Source organism: Leclercia sp. S52, assembly GCF_039727615.1.
In the GTDB taxonomy this organism is placed as follows: domain Bacteria; phylum Pseudomonadota; class Gammaproteobacteria; order Enterobacterales; family Enterobacteriaceae; genus Enterobacter; species Enterobacter adecarboxylatus_B.
Genome location: NZ_CP152474.1, coordinates 4,110,440 through 4,128,244 on the forward strand (window position 1 = coordinate 4,110,440; position 17,805 = coordinate 4,128,244).

Consider the following 17,805-nt stretch of genomic DNA (forward strand, 5'->3'; position numbering starts at 1 on the left):
AGGTTTTGTAGGCCGGGTAAGGCAAAGCCGCCACCCGGCGGATGTTGGCACCTGTCTCTCACACCTTAAACAACCAACAGGCCGTGAAATGACCCGGGGCGATCTCCTGCATTGCGGGGGGTTTCGCGTCGGCATACCGGCATCACGTGCGGGCAGCGGCTGCAGAACTTACAGCCCGGCAGCACCGAGGTCGGGCCGGGGATCTCCCCGCGCAGGGTCGCCTGCTCCAGGTTGCGGATCCGCGGATCGGGCTGTGGCACCGAGGCTAACAGGGCCCGGGTATAGGGGTGTGCCGGATGCTGATACAGCGTGTCGGCAGGCGCCACCTCCACCAGCTTGCCGAGGTACATCACCCCAATGCGGGTCGAGATATGGCGCACCATCGACAGATCGTGGGCGATAAACAGGTAGGTCAGCCCCAGCTCCTGCTGCAGATCCTGGAGAATGTTCACCACCTGCGCCTGCACCGAGACGTCCAGCGCCGACAGCGGCTCATCGCACAGGACAAACTCCGGACGCACCGACAGCGCCCGGGCAATGCTGATGCGCTGGCGCTGGCCGCCGCTGAACTCGTGCGGGAAGCGCTGAAGATGTTCCTGCTTGAGCCCCACTTTGTAGAGCAGGGTTTCGGTACGCTCCCGCTGCTCCTCGCGGCTGTAGCCGTGGATCTGCATCGGTTCCGCCACCAGCTGCTGGACGGTCATACCCGGATTCAGCGATGAATAGGGATCCTGGAAAATGGCCTGCATCCGCTTGCGCAGCGGCTTGAGCTGCTTTTCTCTGGCCTGAGCAATCGCCTGCCCGGCAAAATCAATCTCGCCGGAGGTGATATCAAACAGGCGCAGAATGGCGCGCCCGAGGGTCGATTTGCCGCAGCCGGATTCGCCCACCAGGCCAAAGGTCTCCCCCTGGCGGATATCAAAGCTGACGCCGTCCACCGCTTTCACCGCTACCCCTTTGCGCAGCAGGCCGCCGTTGAGGGTGAAATGCTTATGCAGGTCCCGCACGCTGACCAGGGGGGAATGTTGTTCGCTCATGCCTGAGCCTCCTTATCGGCCAGCAGCCAGCAGGCCGCGCGGTGCCCCGGTTCGGGGCGGTAAAACGCCGGCTGACGCTCGCACTGGGGCAACCGATGCGGACAGCGTTCGGCAAAGGGGCAGCCCGGGGGAGGATTGAGCAGGCCCGGCGGCGATCCTTCGATGGGCGACAGGCGATGGCTGCTCTGCTCCGGGTGCGGCAGGGACGCCAGCAGCCCCTGGGTGTAGGGGTGTGCCGGACGATAAAAGATATCCTCCACGCTGCCCTCTTCCATCACCAGCCCGCCGTACATCACCACCACCCGGCTGCACACCTGGGCTACGACCCCCAGATCGTGGGTGATCAGCAGAATGGCGGTATGGGTTTTCTGCTGCAGGCTTTTCAGCAGCCGCAGGATCTGCGCCTGAATGGTGACGTCCAGCGCGGTGGTGGGTTCATCGGCGATCAGCAGTTTGGGATCGCAGGAGAGCGCGATGGCGATCATCACCCGCTGGCGCATCCCGCCGCTGAACTCGTGCGGGTACTGGTCGTAACGGCGCTCCGCTTCGGCAATGCCCACCTGCTCCAGCATGGTGATGCTCGCCGCGCGGGCCGCTTTTTTATTCAGACCTTTATTACGCATCAGGATCTCGGACATCTGCCTGCCGATAGTCACCACCGGATTAAGCGCGGTCATCGGATCCTGAAAAATCATCGCGATCTCATTTCCGCGAATGGCGCGCATCTGCTCCGGGGTTTTCTGCGCCAGATCGTCATTGTCGAAACGGATCTGTCCCCCGGTAATGCGCCCGTTGCTGCCCAGCAGCTGGATAATGGATTTGCAGGTGACGCTCTTGCCGCAGCCGGACTCTCCGACAATGCCCACCAGCTCGCCCGGCTGAACGTGAAAGCTCACCCCGCGCACCGCGTGGACATCACCATCCCGGGTGCGGAAGGTAGTTTGCAGGTTGTCGAGTTCAAGTAAGTTATTCATCGCGGTTCGCTCCCGGCTCAAAGGCGGTGCGGAACACGTCGCCTAACACGTTAAAGCTGAACACCGTCAGCAGGATCAGAATGCCGGGGAACATCGCCAGCCAGGAGGCCTCGCCGATATACGACTGGGCGTTATTGAGCATGCTGCCCCAGGACGCGGCAGGCGCCTGCACCCCAAGTCCGAGGAAGCTGAGGGTCGACTCCATCAGAATGGCCGAAGCGATATTCAGGGTGGCGGCGACAATAATGGTCGGCAGCACGCCGGGGATGATATGGCGCAGAATAATCCGCAGCGGATGCTCCCCCCGAAGCGCGGGCATAGAGCACATACTCGCGCTCTTTAACGGAGAGCGTTTCGGCACGCACCAGTCGGGACATGTTCATCCACGTCAGCAGGCTGATGATCATGATGATGTTATCCACGCCCGGCTTCAGGTAGGCGTTGAGCACCAGCAGCAGGAAGAAGGCCGGAATCGCCATCAGGATATCCACCGCGCGCATCATCAGATTATCCAGCCAGCCGCCGAAGTAGCCGCTCACCGTGCCGACCACGGTGCCGATCAGCGTCGAAAAGACCATCGCCAGGCAGCCGACCATCAGCGAGATCTGCCCGCCGTACAGGGCGCGGGTAAAGTAGTCGCGTCCGTACTCGTCGGTGCCGAACCAGTGGGCACTATCCGGCGGCAGGGTGCGCGCCCCCAGCGACATCTGATCCGGATCGTAAGGACTCAGCCCGGCACAAAGCGCGGCGACGATAAAAATAAAGAGGACAAAAAGTGAGAACTGCGCCGGACGATTGCGGCACAGCTGGTGACGAACCTGTTGCCAGCGTCTGCTCATCCGGGGTTACCTCAGGGTACGTATGCGGGGATCGGCGAAGCGATATAACAGGTCGGCAATCAGGTTGCCGACAATCAGCATCAGCGACGAGAGCATGATGATCGCCATAATCAGCGGGTAGTCGAGGGAGGCGATCGCCTGGATCCCCAGTAATCCCATACCCGGCCAGGAGAAGACGCTCTCAGTAACGTACGCCCCCACCACCAGCTCGCCAAATGACAGGCCAAACAGGGTGATCACCGGCAGCAGCACGTTTTTCAGCACATGACGGAACAGGATGCTGGAACGGGTGGCCCCGTAGGCCAGTTGGGTCTGCACGTAGTCGGCCGAGAGCTGCGAAATGGTATTGGAGCGGATGTAGCGCACGTAGCTGGAGAGGTTATAGAAGGTGAGCGCAATGCACGGCAGTACGCCGTGGCGCACCACATCCAGCCAGTTATCCTCCATGCCGATGGTGCGCATCCCCATGCTGGGGAACCAGTTGAGCTGCACGGCAAAAACGGTGATCAGCAGAATACCAAACCAGAAGATCGGCACCGAGATGCCAATATAGGCGAACAGGTTCAGAACATGATCCAGCCAGCGGTGCTTAAACGCCCCGGCCAGCAGCCCCAGCGGAATGGCGAGGATAATCGCCATCAGCAGCGAGGCCCCCATCAGCCCAAGGGTGGCCGGAATGCGCTCGGCAATCATCACCAGCACCGGGCGGTGGTAGATCAGCGAATAGCCCAGATCGCCCTGCAGAATGTTTTTCAGCCACAGAAAATATTGCGTCACCAGCGGCTTATCCAGCCCCAGACTCTGGCGGATACGCTCGATATCCTCTGGCGCCATGCGCGGGGTGATGTACGCGGCCACCGGATCGCCCGGGGCGAGTTTGACCAGCAAAAACGCCACCAGCGAGATAAAGAACAGCATCGGCACCAGTTGCAGCAGCCGACGCATCAGTAATGTGTTCACGACATACCCTTACGACTTACCCAACAAAAAAGCCCCGATCGGTTGACCGGGGCGACAGCTTATTTTTGGTAGATTTTTGACAGGTCCTGGAACAGATACACCGGCTTCGGTTCCGCTTCCTGGGTGCCGCCAAAGCGTTTATCCACGGCCACGGTAGCGTTGGTGTAGGCGATCGGGTAGTAAGTCATGTCGTTGGCCACGGTCTGCTGGATCTGCTTGTAGATCTCCGCACGTTTGCCGGCGTCGGTCTCCACGGCACCGTTATCCCACAGGGCATCGAACTGCGGGTTTTTATAGTGGGCGTAGTTGTAGGCTTCGTTGCTCATGAACAGCGATTTGTAGCCATCCGGCTCGGCACCCATGATGTAGCCGCCGAGGTTCAGCTCCCAGGCGGTGTTGTTCATGTCGAGGCTGCGCTGGGACATGGCGTTAGAGTCAAGCGGCATCAGCTCCACGTTCACCCCTACCCCTTTCAGCGCCTGCTGAATGTAGAGCGCCTGGCTCTCCTGGGTTTTGTTGGTGTTCACGTAGGCCAGACGCAGCTTGAGGTTTGCCGGCGCGCCGGAGGCTTTCAGCAGATCTTTGGCCTTCTGCTGGTCGAACTTGTACTGCTCGACGTCGTTAGTCTGGTACAGCGTATCCGGGGTCAGGAACGAGGTGGCCGGTTTGGCGTAGTCCAGCGAGGTGAACGCGGTCTGCGTCAGCTCGTCCTTATTGATGGCGTAGGCGATAGCCTGGCGCAGCGCCTTGCTCTTCATCACCGGCACGTTCTGGTTGAAGGTCATGTAGGCCAGACGCCCTTCCGGATAGACCACGAAATCAAACTTGCTGGTGTTTTTCAGGCGCGACACATCCTGCGGATCGACCATCTTGAGGTTGATCTCGCCGTTTTGCAGCGCGAGGTTGGCGGAGTTGCTGTCTTTGGCGAAACGGTAGGTCACGGAGTCGAGCTTCGCTTTGCCGTTCCAGTAGTCGTCAAAGCGGGTCAAGGCGTAATACTGCCCGGCGCGGTACTCTTTAAACTTGAACGGCCCGGAACCGACCGGCGCATCGTTTTTGGTGCTCTTTTCCAGATCGGCTTCATTGGCGAAGACGTGCTGCGGGATCGGGTAGATCTGCACCAGGGTGCCGGTAAAGGCGGCGCTCACCTGCGGCAGGGTGAACTTAACGGTGCGATCGTCAACCTTGCTCACCGCCACCGGCTTGCCGCCGTAGGTGAACATGCTGCGGAAGAAGCTGTGCTGTTTCTCCTCCAGCAGTTTATTAAAGGTGAAGACCACATCATCGGCGGTCAGCGGCTGGCCGTCCTGCCATTTCAGATTCGGTTTTAAGGTCAGGGTGTAGCTGAGGTTATCGGCGGATGGCGTCAGGCTCTCGGCCAGACCCCATTCGATTTTGCCATCGTTAAAGCTGTAGAGCGGAGCATAGAGCGCCTGCATGATGGTCAGGGTGGTACGGTCGCTGGCATACAGCGGGTTAACCGCCAGCGGGTCGCCGGAAGTAATGCCGATAATCAGTGAACCGCCCTCTTTCGGCGCATCGCTTTTGGCCGCCGGGGCCGACGCAGTCTCTTTATTTTTGGCATCATCACAGCCTGCGGCAACCAGCGCCAGCGCGACCAGAACAGCAGATACTAATGGCTTACACATATCTCACTAACTCCTTGCCTTGAAAGTTTTTTTAACTGCTCATTTTTATTTTTCACAGATATCTGTTTGCGCATCATATTCAGCTTTAAGCCCTTTCGCATTAACAATGAAAATGCCATTTTTGATTAAGCTTATGCGCAATTTATATATATAAGCGCCAGAAGGAATAGTGCATATGCTTATGCGCTCACTTCGTTAAACCGTTCACGGAATGCCTGCTAAACTGCCTCAACACATCCCAAAAAGGCAGATCAACATGTCCGACAACAACTACCAGCCAGCGAAAGTCTGGGAATGGAAGCAGAACCCCAACGGCGGCGCGTTCGCCAGCATCAACCGTCCGATCTCGGGCGCCACGCATGACAAGGAGCTGCCGGTCGGTTCGCATCCGCTGCAGCTTTACTCCCTGGGCACGCCGAATGGCCAGAAGGTGACGATCCTGCTGGAAGAGCTGCTGGCGCTGGGCGTGACCGGTGCGGAATATGACGCCTGGCTGATCCGCATCGGCGAGGGGGATCAGTTCTCCAGCGGCTTTGTCGACGTTAACCCGAACTCCAAGATCCCGGCCCTGCGCGACCACTCCACCACGCCGCCAACCCGCGTGTTTGAATCCGGCAATATCCTGCTCTATCTGGCGGAGAAATTCGGTCACTTCCTGCCAAAAGATCCGGCGGGCCGGGTAGAAACCCTGAACTGGCTGTTCTGGCTGCAGGGCTCCGCCCCGTTCCTCGGCGGCGGGTTTGGTCACTTCTATCACTATGCCCCGGTGAAAATTGAGTACGCAATCGACCGCTTCACCATGGAAGCCAAACGTCTGTTCGACGTGCTGGATAAACAGCTGGCGCGCGGCCGCTACGTGGCGGGAGAAGAGTACAGCATCGCGGATATCGCTATCTGGCCGTGGTTCGGCAGCGTGGCGCTCGGCCAGGTCTATGGCGCGGCGGAATTCCTCGACGCGGAGAGCTACAAGAACGTCCAGCGCTGGGCGAAAGATGTCGCCAGCCGTCCGGCGGTGAAGCGTGGGCGTATCGTCAACCGCACCAACGGCGAGCTGAACGAACAGCTGCATGAGCGCCATGCAGCGAGCGATTTTGAGAACAATACGGAAGACAAACGTCAGGGTTAATGCGCTGGCAAATGCCCGGCGGCGCTACGCTTGCCGGGCCTACGGATTGGGTTTTGTAGGCCGGGTAAGCGCAGCGCCACCCGGCAAAAAACCCTCATTTTGCAGGATCGCTTTTGCCCGATCTGACTGTAAAAAATCCGCCAGCCTTTGCCCCTGCGCCGTCATTACCGCGCAGCCATACTCCGCGCGCGGGTTGAAGGGTTCCGGGATGTCGATGACCGTCAGCCCTGCGATCTCGCGCAATGTTGCCGCGTAGCTGGCGTAACCGATAAAGACCTCCGCCTGCCCGCCCTGAATAATCCACTCGGCCGCCAGCCTGCCCGCCGGAACGGGCGCAGAACTTCGCCCACCCACCAGGGCTATCGCCCGTTTTCTTACCGCCTCGCCAGCGTCACCCATCCGGGTAAAGAGCGTCTGCGCGTAATCCCCGGACGGATCGGCCCCCGCCGTCGAGGTGGCAACGCGTAAATCTTCCCGGATCAGCACAGAACGCCAGTCATCGTCGTCGCGCAGCACCTCGCTGCGCAGGGTCAGACAGAGTCTGTTGCTGGCAAACGACGCCACGGATTGCGCCCGTCCGGCAGCCAGCAGCGCCTGCGGGTGGGCAAGATTGGCCGAGGCAAAGAGATCGCAGGCCTCGCCCGATTCAATACGCTCCCGTAACAGACCTGCCGGGCCGAACTGCGTCTCCACCGGTTCCGGGAAGTCCGCCATTAATTGCGGCCACACCCTGCGCAGGCTGCCTGCCGCCAGCGCGCGCATCAGTCGATCCCCTGATACGTCGTGCGATAGAAGCGCTGATACCAGTCGTTGGCCACTTTGCGCATATCCACGTCCTTAAATTTCTCCGGGTAGAGCTTTTTCGCCATCCACAGCTCGCCGATGCCCATCGCCTCCGGCATCGGGTAGCCCCAGGCTTTGGCGTAGTCCGGCATCAGGTAGACGCGCTGATTTTTCACCGCGTCAATGGTCTGCCACTGCGCGCCGGTTTTAATCTCGTTGACCACGGAAGGATACCGGTCCTGGACGAAAATCACCTGCGGGTTCCAGGCAATCACCTGCTCCATCGCCACGGTTTTGAAGCCCTGAAGGGTCGCCGCCGCCACGTTAACCGCCCCCGCATGGGCCATCATCAGGCCGGTATATTTCCCGGCGCCGTAGGTGGTCAGTTCCGGGTTAGCCATGTAGGCGCGAACCCGTTTTTCCGCCGGGATAGCTTTCAGACGATCGCTGACCATTCTGCGGCCTTTGTCGGTCGCTTCGATCAGCGCCTTCGCTTCCGGCTGCTTGTTGACGATCTCGCCGATCAGCGCGATCCCTTCGCGCAGCCCCAGATCGTAAGCCTGTTCTTCATCGGCCAACGTCGGGTTCATTTTCGCTTTTTCACCTGCGGCATCGTGACGCAGCGAGATGGCAATTACCGGAATACCGAGGCTGCTGATTTTTTCGATCATCTCCTGCGGCGCGTAGTTGGTAACAAACACCACATCTGGCTTCAGGGCCACCAGCTTTTCCGGGTCGACGTGGGTGAGATCGCCAAGCGCCGCTTTCTGGTTAAGCGCGGGGGCCAGACGCGCGTAGCCGTCGCCCAACTGCTGTTTCCAGTTCGCCATCACCCCGACGATTTTGTCGGTGGCGTTCATTTGCACCAGTAAGTTCAGGGTCTGGTGCTGAAGCACCACCACGCGGTTAACCTCATCAGGGATGGTTACCTGACGGCCAATCTGGTCGGTGATCTGGCGGGATGCCTGAGATGATAACGGGAGTAAAATCAGTCCGCTGAACGCGACTGCCTGCCAAAAGCGCTGTTTCATAAGATCCTCACATTTTCGTTATGCAAAAGATTATATAACGATACGCCTGTGAAGTCCTGCTGTGCTTTGGAGGCAGGCTAAACGCCGGGCGAAAACCCGCGTTCAGCTTGTGAATTAATATTTAATGTCCCGCGCCTGCTGGCGTCCTTCCTGTTTCGAGTGGCGTTTATCCTGGCGGCATTCAGAATTACTCTGGTTATTATTCACCACACAATTCTGCTTCGTGCTCCGCGCCTGTTCGCGGGTATCCTGGCGGGTATCTCTCGCCTGCTGGCGCTGCTGTGACTGCCGGGTGGCATTCGCCGCAGAGGCAAAGACCAGGCTCAGAAGCGCTGCGGAAATAACCGCGATAACGGTTTGAAAATAAGGGCGCATGTTGACCTTCTCTGTATAGATGATACAAACGTGGTATTCACGATCCAGGTATATTCTGCCCGCACGGTTTTAGCCATTCCTGACCCGGTATATTATCGGCTCACCCTTTTCGGTGATATTTCCGCCCTAACGCAAATCTTTCTCTTTTTTCAACAGCGTATTTACAACCATCCGGTAAACTGGCATCAATAATTTCTTTCTTCAGATTATTCGCATGTCAGAAAAGGCGCTGGAACACCAGATTCAGATTCTCAAAAAGCACAATGCCCGGCTTGCCAGGCTGGCGCGTGACGCCCGCAGCAAGCTCAGCGCTGCGCTCGACGGGACGGGTCTCTGTTTATGGCAGCTCGACGTGCCGACCGGGAAGCTGATTATCTACAACCGCCGCTGGGGCTCGATGCTGGGCTATCAGCCCAAGGAGCTGAGCGCGCAGTTTGAGATCTGGCGCGAGCATTTGCACCCCGATGACAGGCAGAACGTGCTGGATGCCTTCTACGATCATCTGCACGGCAAAACCCCCTTCTACGAAGCGCTGCACCGGATGCAGCACAAAAATGGCACCGTCACCTGGGTGCTGGATCGCGGCCGCGTTACCGAATGGGATGAGCAAGGCAACCCCCCTGAAGGTGACCGGCACCCACATCGACATGACCAAAGAGAAGCAGTACGAGGAGCAGCTTGCCCAGTTGGCCAACCACGATCCGCTCACCGGACTCGCTAACCGCCATGCGCTGCTCACGCACTTCGCACAGCTCAAAGCCCAGGGCCCGCTGTGCATTGCCTTTATCGATCTGGATGACTTTAAAACGGTGAACGACACCTTTGGTCACCGCAGCGGCGATGAGCTGCTGATCCAGCTCAGCCAGCGTCTGCGCGACACCTGCCCGCCGGGCGCCGTGGTCGGGCGTCTGGGCGGGGACGAATTTGTGCTGCTGCTGCCCTTCCCGCTTACCAGTCTGCTGGTGAACAGCACCGCGCACCACTGCCTGAATGCGGCCCTGACGCCGTTCGAGCTGGATAACGGCCAGGCGCAGGTGGGTGCCTCGGTGGGGATCGATGAGGTGCAGGAGCAGGATGATTTCGTCAATGCCCTGCGCCGCGCGGATCGGTCGATGTACCAGATTAAGCACACCGGCAAGAATGGCGTGGCGATTGGTCAGACGCTGATCTCCCTCTCCCGCAGCGGAACGCATCCATGAAAAGCACCCGTCATCAGGATCTTATCCGCCTGCTGGCGGCGTCCGACTGGCTGACGACCGACGCCCTTGCCGCCGGGCTTAACGTCAGCAAAGAGACGATTCGCCGCGATCTGAAACAGCTGCAGCAGCAGGGCAAGATTGTGCGCCACCACGGGCGGGCGCGGGCCATCCACCCGGACCACCGCGACGGCGGGGAACCCTTTGGCGCGCGGCTGAAAAGCCATTACGCCGATAAAGCCGACATTGCCCGCCACGCCCTCGACTGGGTCAGCGAGGGGATGACCCTGGCCCTCGATGCCAGCTCAACCTGCTTTCACCTGGCGCGGCAGCTGCCGGATATCTCCCTGACGGTGTTCACCAACAGCCTGCCGATCTGCCATGAGATGGCGAAGCGCGAACGCATCACCCTGATTTGTTCGGGCGGGACGCTGGAGCGCAAGTATCGCTGCTATGTGAATCCGGCCCTCGTAACGCAGCTAAAGGCGCTGGAGATCGACCTGTTTATTTTCTCGTGCGAAGGAGTGGATGAGCAGGGGGTGATGTGGGATCCCACCCCGCACAGTGCCGGATTTAAGTCGCAGCTGCTCAGCCGTGCCAGCCAGTCGCTGCTGCTGATCGACAAAAGCAAGTTTCAGCGCTCCAGCGAAGTGAAAATAGGCCACCTGTCACAGGTGACCCAATTGATCAGCGACGTGCAGCTCGCCCGCCGTTAGCTCGCCAGGCGGAACTTCTGCACCGAGCGTTGCAGCTCCTCGGTCTGACGCTCCAGCGCGGAGGCCGCGGCCGACACCTGCTCCACCAGCGAGGCGTTCTGCTGGGTCACGCCGTCCATCTGGGTGATCGCCACTCCCACCTGTGAAATGCCTTTGCTCTGCTCTTCCGAGGCGGCGGCAATCTGCTTCATGATGGTGGTCACGCCGGTGATATCGCGCAGCACCGCCTCCATGGTAATACCGGTATCGTTCACCAGCCGGGCCCCCTCTTCCACGCGGGAGACGGAGTCGGCGATCAGCCCTTCGATCTCTTTTGCCGCATTCGCGCTGCGGCTGGCGAGATTACGCACCTCACCCGCCACCACTGCAAAGCCACGCCCCTGCTCACCCGCACGCGCCGCTTCCACCGCCGCGTTAAGGGCCAGAATATTGGTCTGGAAGGCGATGCTGTTGATGACGCTGGTGATCTCGGCGATTTTCTTCGAGCTGACGGAGATCCCGGTCATGGTGTGGACCACGTTTTCCACCAGCTCCCCGCCACGGCTGGCGGTGGTAGAGGCTACATCCGCCAGCTCGCTGGCCTGACGGGCGTTATCGGCATTCAGCTTCACCGTGGCGGTGAGCTGCTCCATGCTGGCGGCCGTCTCTTCCAGGGCGGCCGCCTGCTCTTCGGTACGCGACGAAAGATCGTTATTGCCGCTGGAGATCTCCGTGGCGCCGCGCCAGATATTCTCGCTGCCGGCGCGGATGGTGCTGACCGCTTCGCGCAGGCTGTCCTGCATCGCCGTCAGCAGCGGCACCAGCTGGCCCACGCAGTTACGGCCAAAGGGCACAATCGGCTGGCTCAGATCGCCCTGGGCAATCTGACGAAAGTGGTAGCGGAGCTGATCCAGCGGTTTCACCAGCATCGCGACCAGGTAGCGATCGGCGAACAGCAGGATCAGCAGCCCGATAAGGGTCGCGGTGATGATCACCGTGCGGGTGAAGCTGGTGAGGCCGTCCACCGTCACGCGGGTGCGGTCGAGAATGCTGTCCGCGGCTTTATTGAACTGCCCGGCACTTTCGCCAAAGGCACGGCTTAGCGGCGGAGTGACAGTATTCGCCTGCTGGCGATAGGCGTCGAGGTTAGCCTGCTGCGCGAGCTGCATCTGGGGCTTTACGCCGTTATCCAGCAGCGCCTGCCAGCTGGCGATCACCTGAGAGGAGATCTGGGCATCCATCGGCCCGGGTGACATGGCTTTCATCTCATCAAGCTTTTTGCTCATGGTGTCCAGCGCCTGCTGCACGGAAGTAAGATCCGCCGTACCGCCTGCGGCCTGTACGTCCATCGCCCGGGTCAGACGGGTGACAAAGCGGAAGTACTGATCGTTACCCTGGCTGAGCACCGTCATCTGTTTGACCAACTGACGATCGACGTCATTGCCATCCGCAACGCGCGACAGCGCCCAGGAGCCATAAAGCCCGACCCCCGCCCACATTAAACAGAAAATCCCCAGAATCGTCAGCATGACGAACCGGATCGTGAAATTACGAAACACTTGCATATTTATTTCCTTGCAATAAGGGAGATATCGCCCGGAGGCGAGTACTACCCTCGTTATCGGCAATAAAATGCGAAGCGGTACCTTTTATTGGTTAATTTTATAAAACTTTTCATTTCCGTTTAATGAACAGAGATATTAGAAACAGACCGGGGTCAAATAGCCCTTAAAATAATCCGGCCTTAGAATTCATAAAGATGCAGAAATAAAGCATATTTTTAATTAGCACCCTCATAATTAACGGAACCGAAAGCCCGCTTTTTTTTGCCATTACGCCGTAATAAAAGTGTCATGGAATTACATGGCAAGTACCAGTGAAATAAACAGGGGTATTGTTATCAGCAGATATAAATATGTGCCCGGCAGTGGGATGTCTGCCGGACATGTTCAGGCGGATTAACTCAAATATTTTTCAAACCATCCCAGGGTTCTTTTCCAGGCTAATTCCGCAGCGGGTTCATCGTATCGCGGAGTAGAATCGTTGTGGAATCCGTGGTTTACGCCAGGGTAGATCCATGCTTCATACACCTTGCCGTTAGATTTAAGCGCCGCTTCATAAGCCGGCCAGCCCTCGTTAACATTCTTGTCGAGCTCGGCGTAATGCAGCAGCAAGGGAGCCTTGATTTTGGCGACGTCCGCCGCCGGAGGCTGGCGGCCATAGAAAGGCACCGCGCAGGCCAGCTCCGGCCAGGCGACCGCCGCAGCGTTAGATACCCCGCCGCCATAGCAGAAGCCGGTGATCCCCACCTTGCCCGTAGCGTCCGGGTGTTTCTGCATAAACCCAACGGCGGCAAAGAAGTCGTTCATCAGCTTCGTGGGATCAACCTTCTGCTGCAGGACCTTCCCCTCTTCATCGTTGCCGGGATAACCCCCCACCGAACTTAAGCCATCCGGCGCCAGGGCGATATAGCCCGCCTTCGCCACCCGACGCGCCACGTCCTCAATGTAGGGGTTGAGCCCGCGGTTTTCATGCACCACCACCACCGCCGGGACTTTGCCCGTGGCTTTGGCCGGTTTCACCAGATAGCCGCGCACCTGGCCGTGGCCGTCCGGCGAGGGATAGGTGATGTACTCGGGCAGAATATCGGGATCGGTAAACTTCACCTGCTCGGCGAGGGCGTAATTGGGCTTGAGCATATTGAACAGCGCCAGCGCGGTAACGCCACCGACGGCGTAGCGGGCAGCCAGATTGAGGAACTCACGTTTGTTGATTTTGCCGTGAGCGTAATAATCGTAGTAGTCGAGCAATTCCTGAGGAAAGTCTTTGGCGGTCATACGCGTCATCGCATATCTCCATGAATTGTGAACGAACTAAGGATAGAATAGAAACGCTGTTTCGAAAATCAAACACCAAGAAAGGAGACATCATGCCCTGGAACGCCTCTCCGGACCGCTACGAGACGATGCAGTATCGTTACTGTGGGAAAAGCGGCCTGCGTCTACCCGCCCTGTCACTAGGTTTGTGGCACAGCTTCGGCCATGTCCACGCCCTCGACTCCCAGCGCGCCCTGCTGCGCAAAGCCTTTGACTGCGGCATCACCCATTTTGATCTCGCCAATAACTATGGCCCACCGCCGGGCAGCGCGGAGGAAAATTTTGGCCGCCTGCTGCGGGATGATTTCGCGGCGTATCGCGATGAGCTGGTTATCTCCACCAAAGCGGGCTATGACATGTGGCCGGGTCCGTACGGTGCGGGCGGCTCGCGTAAGTATCTGCTCGCCAGTCTCGACCAGAGCCTGAAGCGCATGGGGCTGGAGTACGTGGATATCTTCTATTCCCACCGGGTGGACGAAAACACGCCGATGGAAGAGACCGCCTCTGCGCTGGCGCAGGCGGTGCAGAGCGGAAAGGCGCTGTACGTCGGCATCTCCTCTTATTCACCGGAACGGACCCGGAAAATGGCCGAGCTGCTGCGCGAGTGGAAGATCCCGCTGCTTATCCATCAGCCCTCTTACAACCTGCTCAACCGCTGGGTGGACAAGAGCGGCCTGCTGGATACCCTGGAGGCCAATGGCATCGGCTGTATCGCCTTTACGCCGCTGGCGCAGGGGCTGCTGACCGGGAAGTACCTGAACGGCATTCCTGACGGCTCACGCATGCAGCGCGAAGGCAAAAAGGTGCGCGGCCTGACCGAGAATATGCTCACCGAGGCCAACCTCAACAGTTTGCGTTTACTGAACAGGATGGCGCAGGCGCGCGGTCAGACAATGGCGCAGATGGCCCTGAGCTGGCTGCTGAAGGACGAGCGCGTGACCTCAGTGTTGATTGGTGCCAGCCGGACCGAGCAGCTGGAGGAGAACGTGCAGGCGCTGAATAATCTGCATTTTAGCGAAGAAGAACTGCAGCGGATCGATCAGCACGTGGCCGACGGACAGTTGAATCTGTGGCAGGCGTCGTCAGATAAGTAGTTAAAATGCCGGGTGGCGCTGCGCTTACCCGGCTTTTTTATTACTTACGGCTCAGCTTATCCAGATACCCCATCACAAACGCCGACAGCACAAACGTCAGGTGAATGATTACGTACCACATCAGCTTGTTATCCGGGATGTTTTTGGCGTCCATAAACACCCGCAGCAGGTGAATCGACGAGATGGCCACGATCGAGGCGGCCACTTTGTTTTTCAGCGACGAGGCGTCCATTTTGCCCAGCCAGCTCAGCTTCTCTTTATCGGACGAAATATCCAGCTGTGAGACAAAGTTTTCATAGCCAGAGAACATCACCATCACCAGCAGGCCGCCTACCAGGGTCATATCCACCAGCGACAGCAGAAGCAGAATCAGGTCGGATTCCGCGACGCTGAAAATATGCGGCAGGACGTGATAAATTTCCTGGAAGAATTTAATACAGAGGGCCACCAGCGCCAGCGAAAGGCCAAAATAGACCGGGGCTAACAGCCAGCGGGAGGCATACATTGCGTTTTCAAAAAAGCGTTCCATAGAGTCCTGTCTGCAAACGAAACCAGCGCACAGTATATCGCAACGAGACAAAGTGTTTGCAACAACTCAACAACACAGAACCTATACCTGCTCCGGCTTAACGACAGGCCGTTGATATTCCGGCCAAACCAGCACCACCAGCGACGGATAAGCCTCAAGACTGAACTCGCGAAAACACTGGCGCAGGTTCATGACCTCCAGATCGGAATGCGACACTTTCTCACCATTAAGGCAGCGCTTCTTGATATTGTCGTAATATTTGTACACCGCCGAGTTAAGGTCGCTGCAACGACGCTGCGCCTCAAACAGGTCAGGAATGCTATTTATTTCCACCATATTCATTCGTTTAATTGTGGCGTGGAGGAAATCAATATATTCATGATTAACGCGCCAGTACCAAACCGGCGTAATCGCATTCATTAACACTGAAAAATGGTCTTCGCCCTCTTCTTTTGACATCCGCTCTGGCTGGGCAGGGTTGTGCGCATTCTCCGCGTCGCTGCTTTTATTGAACTCTTTCATCAATAAAAGAACCACGGCGGTAAGCAATAACAAAGTAATGACAGTATAAAAAATGCTGTTCATATAGGCAGGCTCCATTTTTTTTGATTTTAAATTTGCCTCATGTTATTGTCAACGAATCTCACACTCCAGACAACCCCACCCTGTTGAAATTAAAGGAAATATAAAATGTTGCCCGACAATCTGGTTCCGGCTAAGTTTCACATTTCTACCGTGGAACCGACACCACCAGAAGCAGAAAGCAATGCAAATTTCACTAAGGGGAAAAGAACACTCGCGGATTACGCGCCTGATATATTAATTGGTGTTACCCGTACCGGTAACTCCCGCAATATGTTGCTCGAAGAGCATGACCGGCATATAAAGGACCGATTATTCCGGGTGGTTAAAATCGAGGTGTTCGCCCGCCTGCTCAATGACCTGCAGGCGGAGGGAGAAATAGATGCGCAGGCACTAAGTCAAATATTGGCGGAAAAAACCGATGAGATTAACGAAGCCGGTAATGACATCTGGCTCAATCTAATTACTTGCGAAAAAAACACGCCTATTTTCTATAAGCTAGAGGATGAATAACGTGAAGGATGTTGATAACAACAACGTTTATTTAGCTTTAGATGATAAAAAGAGCGATGAATTTATCTTAGAGCAAAACCTGGCGGCGCTGAAAGAGATTAAAAATGCGGAAATACAACGCATTGCGAAAGAACTGCTCTCCATCCCTGCCGGTCTGGTCCGCCTGAAATGGCAAAACCGCCGTGAAATTTATCCGTTACAGGTTAAAGAAGAGATCTACGGCGCGACAATTAACGCCATCATGGCGCAGCGACCAGACTTAAAAGATAAAATACTGGCTCGTCTGGAAACCAATTATCAGTATTTGCGGGCACGTGAAACCGCCACCCTGCGCGTCACCCGTAAACTGGCTGATGAAGGCTATCGCACCACCAGCGTGACTACCGTCGCGCTGAATGAAGACGTGCTGGCCGCTAAAACAACACCTTCTGCGCCAAAGCCGTAATCCCCCCCGCCAGTTCACACCGCTCCGCCTGTTGCTGTTATTTAAGGATTATCCTGAATGATCCTCACTTGCCGGTTGATTCTCCTAAGCTTAAAGCCTGATCACCCACTCAAGGAGAACCTCAATGGCAAATTCCCAGAGCAAAATTCAGAATCCTAAAACCCAGTATCATACCGGCGAATATCCGCAGCAGAAACAGCCCGCTCCTGGCGTGCAGAGCAAGATGGAGCCGGTGCCGGACTGCGGCGAGAAGAGCTACAAAGGCAGCGGCAGACTACAGGATCGTAAGGCGCTGGTGACAGGGGGCGATTCAGGGATTGGACGCGCTGCCGCCATCGCTTACGCGCGTGAAGGAGCAGACGTCGCCATTAACTACCTGCCCGCCGAAGAAGAGGATGCGCAGCAGGTTAAGCAGCTGATAGAAGAAGCAGGACGCAAAGCGGTGCTGATCCCCGGCGACCTGAGCGATGAAAAATTTGCCCGTTCACTGGTGCATAAAGCTCATCAGGAACTGGGCGGGCTGGACGTGCTGGCGCTGGTGGCCGGTAAGCAGGTTGCGGTAGAGAAGATTGCCGACCTGACGACGGCGCAGTTTAAACAGACCTATACCGTCAACGTATTCGCGCTGTTCTGGATAACTCAGGAGGCGCTGCCGCTGCTGCCGGCCGGGGCGAGCATCATTACTACCTCGTCGATTCAGGCCTATCAGCCGAGCGCCCATCTGCTGGACTATGCCTCCACCAAAGCGGCCATCCTTAACTACAGCCGCGGGCTGGCGAAACAGGTGGCCGAGAGCGGTGTGCGCGTTAACGTGGTGGCCCCAGGGCCTATCTGGACCGCGCTGCAGATTTCCGGCGGTCAGACTCAGGAGAAAATCCCGCAGTTTGGTCAGCAGACCCCGATGAAGCGCGCAGGGCAGCCTGCGGAGCTGGCACCGGTGTATGTCTATCTGGCGAGTCAGGAGTCAAGCTATGTGACCGCGGAAGTGCACGGGGTGTGCGGCGGGGAGCATCTGGGGTAGTTGTGCAGTGCCGGGTGGCGGCTTCGCCTTACCCGGCCTACATGTTGAGCGTAGGCCCGGTAAGCGTAGCGCCACCGGGC

At 57.7% G+C, this 17,805-nt stretch carries 18 protein-coding genes and 2 pseudogenes; 7 read left to right on the top strand and 13 right to left on the bottom strand.

Annotated elements, in window-relative coordinates:
- Positions 1 to 58: 58 nt before the first annotated feature.
- From AAHB66_RS19650 to AAHB66_RS19675, 6 genes and pseudogenes are all read right to left on the bottom strand, one after another.
- Positions 59 to 1,037, bottom strand: a pseudogene (locus AAHB66_RS19650) (ABC transporter ATP-binding protein).
- A complete protein-coding gene (locus AAHB66_RS19655) occupies positions 1,034 to 2,011 on the bottom strand; it encodes an ABC transporter ATP-binding protein (RefSeq protein ID WP_347114172.1) in 978 nt (325 codons plus the stop codon). The pseudogene AAHB66_RS19650 and the gene AAHB66_RS19655 overlap by 4 nt, the downstream one beginning before the upstream one ends.
- Positions 2,004 to 2,258, bottom strand: a complete 255-nt coding sequence (locus tag AAHB66_RS19660; protein ID WP_347116526.1) for an ABC transporter permease subunit — start codon at positions 2,256 to 2,258, stop codon at positions 2,004 to 2,006. Before AAHB66_RS19660 ends, AAHB66_RS19655 begins: the two co-directional genes overlap by 8 nt.
- Complete coding sequence (locus AAHB66_RS19665; RefSeq protein WP_347114174.1) at positions 2,143 to 2,850, bottom strand: ABC transporter permease; 708 nt, start codon at positions 2,848 to 2,850, stop codon at positions 2,143 to 2,145. The genes AAHB66_RS19660 and AAHB66_RS19665 overlap by 116 nt, the downstream gene beginning before the upstream one ends.
- A 6-nt stretch (positions 2,851 to 2,856) precedes the next feature.
- Positions 2,857 to 3,810, bottom strand: coding sequence for an ABC transporter permease (locus tag AAHB66_RS19670; protein WP_347114175.1), 954 nt, complete (start codon positions 3,808 to 3,810; stop codon positions 2,857 to 2,859).
- 59 nt (positions 3,811 to 3,869) lie between these two features.
- Positions 3,870 to 5,459, bottom strand: coding sequence for an ABC transporter substrate-binding protein (locus tag AAHB66_RS19675; RefSeq protein WP_347114176.1), 1,590 nt, complete (start codon positions 5,457 to 5,459; stop codon positions 3,870 to 3,872).
- A gap of 256 nt (positions 5,460 to 5,715) precedes the next feature.
- Here AAHB66_RS19675 and yghU point away from each other — a divergent pair, with 256 nt between their 5' ends.
- Entirely contained in the window at positions 5,716 to 6,585 is an 870-nt protein-coding gene (gene yghU, locus AAHB66_RS19680; RefSeq protein WP_347114178.1) for a glutathione-dependent disulfide-bond oxidoreductase, read from the top strand.
- 39 nt (positions 6,586 to 6,624) lie between these two features.
- Here the strand turns inward: yghU and AAHB66_RS19685 are convergent, their stop codons facing one another.
- The 3 genes from AAHB66_RS19685 to AAHB66_RS19695 form a co-directional block, all read right to left on the bottom strand.
- A complete protein-coding gene (locus tag AAHB66_RS19685) occupies positions 6,625 to 7,347 on the bottom strand; it encodes a molybdate ABC transporter substrate-binding protein (RefSeq protein WP_347114179.1) in 723 nt (240 codons plus the stop codon).
- On the bottom strand, positions 7,347 to 8,399 hold the full coding sequence (locus AAHB66_RS19690) for an ABC transporter substrate-binding protein (RefSeq protein WP_347114180.1): 1,053 nt from the start codon (positions 8,397 to 8,399) through the stop codon (positions 7,347 to 7,349). The genes AAHB66_RS19685 and AAHB66_RS19690 overlap by 1 nt, the downstream gene beginning before the upstream one ends.
- Positions 8,400 to 8,513: 114 nt before the next feature.
- Positions 8,514 to 8,774, bottom strand: a complete 261-nt coding sequence (locus AAHB66_RS19695; RefSeq protein WP_347114182.1) for a hypothetical protein — start codon at positions 8,772 to 8,774, stop codon at positions 8,514 to 8,516.
- A gap of 214 nt (positions 8,775 to 8,988) precedes the next feature.
- On the opposite strand from AAHB66_RS19695, the pseudogene AAHB66_RS19700 reads away from it, so the two are divergent.
- Both AAHB66_RS19700 and fucR read left to right on the top strand, forming a co-directional pair.
- Positions 8,989 to 9,973 (top strand): annotated as a pseudogene (locus tag AAHB66_RS19700) (sensor domain-containing diguanylate cyclase).
- Positions 9,970 to 10,686, top strand: a complete 717-nt coding sequence (gene fucR / locus AAHB66_RS19705; RefSeq protein WP_347114183.1) for an L-fucose operon activator — start codon at positions 9,970 to 9,972, stop codon at positions 10,684 to 10,686. The pseudogene AAHB66_RS19700 and the gene fucR overlap by 4 nt, the downstream one beginning before the upstream one ends.
- On the opposite strand, the gene AAHB66_RS19710 is transcribed toward fucR, so the two are convergent.
- A complete protein-coding gene (locus AAHB66_RS19710; protein ID WP_347114185.1) occupies positions 10,683 to 12,230 on the bottom strand; it encodes a methyl-accepting chemotaxis protein in 1,548 nt (515 codons plus the stop codon). The genes fucR and AAHB66_RS19710 overlap by 4 nt on opposite strands.
- A gap of 393 nt (positions 12,231 to 12,623) precedes the next feature.
- The gene (yghX, locus tag AAHB66_RS19715; RefSeq protein ID WP_347114187.1) at positions 12,624 to 13,511 is read right to left on the bottom strand and encodes a YghX family hydrolase; all 888 of its coding nucleotides are present in this window, start codon (positions 13,509 to 13,511) and stop codon (positions 12,624 to 12,626) included.
- A gap of 83 nt (positions 13,512 to 13,594) precedes the next feature.
- On the opposite strand from yghX, the gene AAHB66_RS19720 reads away from it, so the two are divergent.
- Entirely contained in the window at positions 13,595 to 14,635 is a 1,041-nt protein-coding gene (locus tag AAHB66_RS19720) for an aldo/keto reductase (protein ID WP_347114188.1), read from the top strand.
- A gap of 40 nt (positions 14,636 to 14,675) precedes the next feature.
- Here the strand turns inward: AAHB66_RS19720 and AAHB66_RS19725 are convergent, their stop codons facing one another.
- Entirely contained in the window at positions 14,676 to 15,164 is a 489-nt protein-coding gene (locus AAHB66_RS19725) for a TIGR00645 family protein (RefSeq protein WP_333854031.1), read from the bottom strand.
- An 81-nt stretch (positions 15,165 to 15,245) separates the two neighbouring features.
- A complete protein-coding gene (locus AAHB66_RS19730; protein WP_337017859.1) occupies positions 15,246 to 15,749 on the bottom strand; it encodes an RNA helicase in 504 nt (167 codons plus the stop codon).
- Positions 15,750 to 15,854: 105 nt separating this feature from the next.
- On the opposite strand from AAHB66_RS19730, the gene AAHB66_RS19735 reads away from it, so the two are divergent.
- From AAHB66_RS19735 to AAHB66_RS19745, 3 genes are all read left to right on the top strand, one after another.
- The gene (locus tag AAHB66_RS19735; RefSeq protein ID WP_347114189.1) at positions 15,855 to 16,259 is read left to right on the top strand and encodes a hypothetical protein; all 405 of its coding nucleotides are present in this window, start codon (positions 15,855 to 15,857) and stop codon (positions 16,257 to 16,259) included.
- Positions 16,252 to 16,704 carry a cytoplasmic protein gene (locus AAHB66_RS19740; protein WP_347114191.1) on the top strand — a complete coding sequence of 151 codons (453 nt, stop codon included), beginning with the start codon at positions 16,252 to 16,254 and terminating at the stop codon, positions 16,702 to 16,704. The genes AAHB66_RS19735 and AAHB66_RS19740 overlap by 8 nt, the downstream gene beginning before the upstream one ends.
- Before the next feature lie 124 nt (positions 16,705 to 16,828).
- Complete coding sequence (locus AAHB66_RS19745; protein ID WP_347114192.1) at positions 16,829 to 17,725, top strand: SDR family oxidoreductase; 897 nt, start codon at positions 16,829 to 16,831, stop codon at positions 17,723 to 17,725.
- Positions 17,726 to 17,805 lie beyond the last annotated feature (80 nt).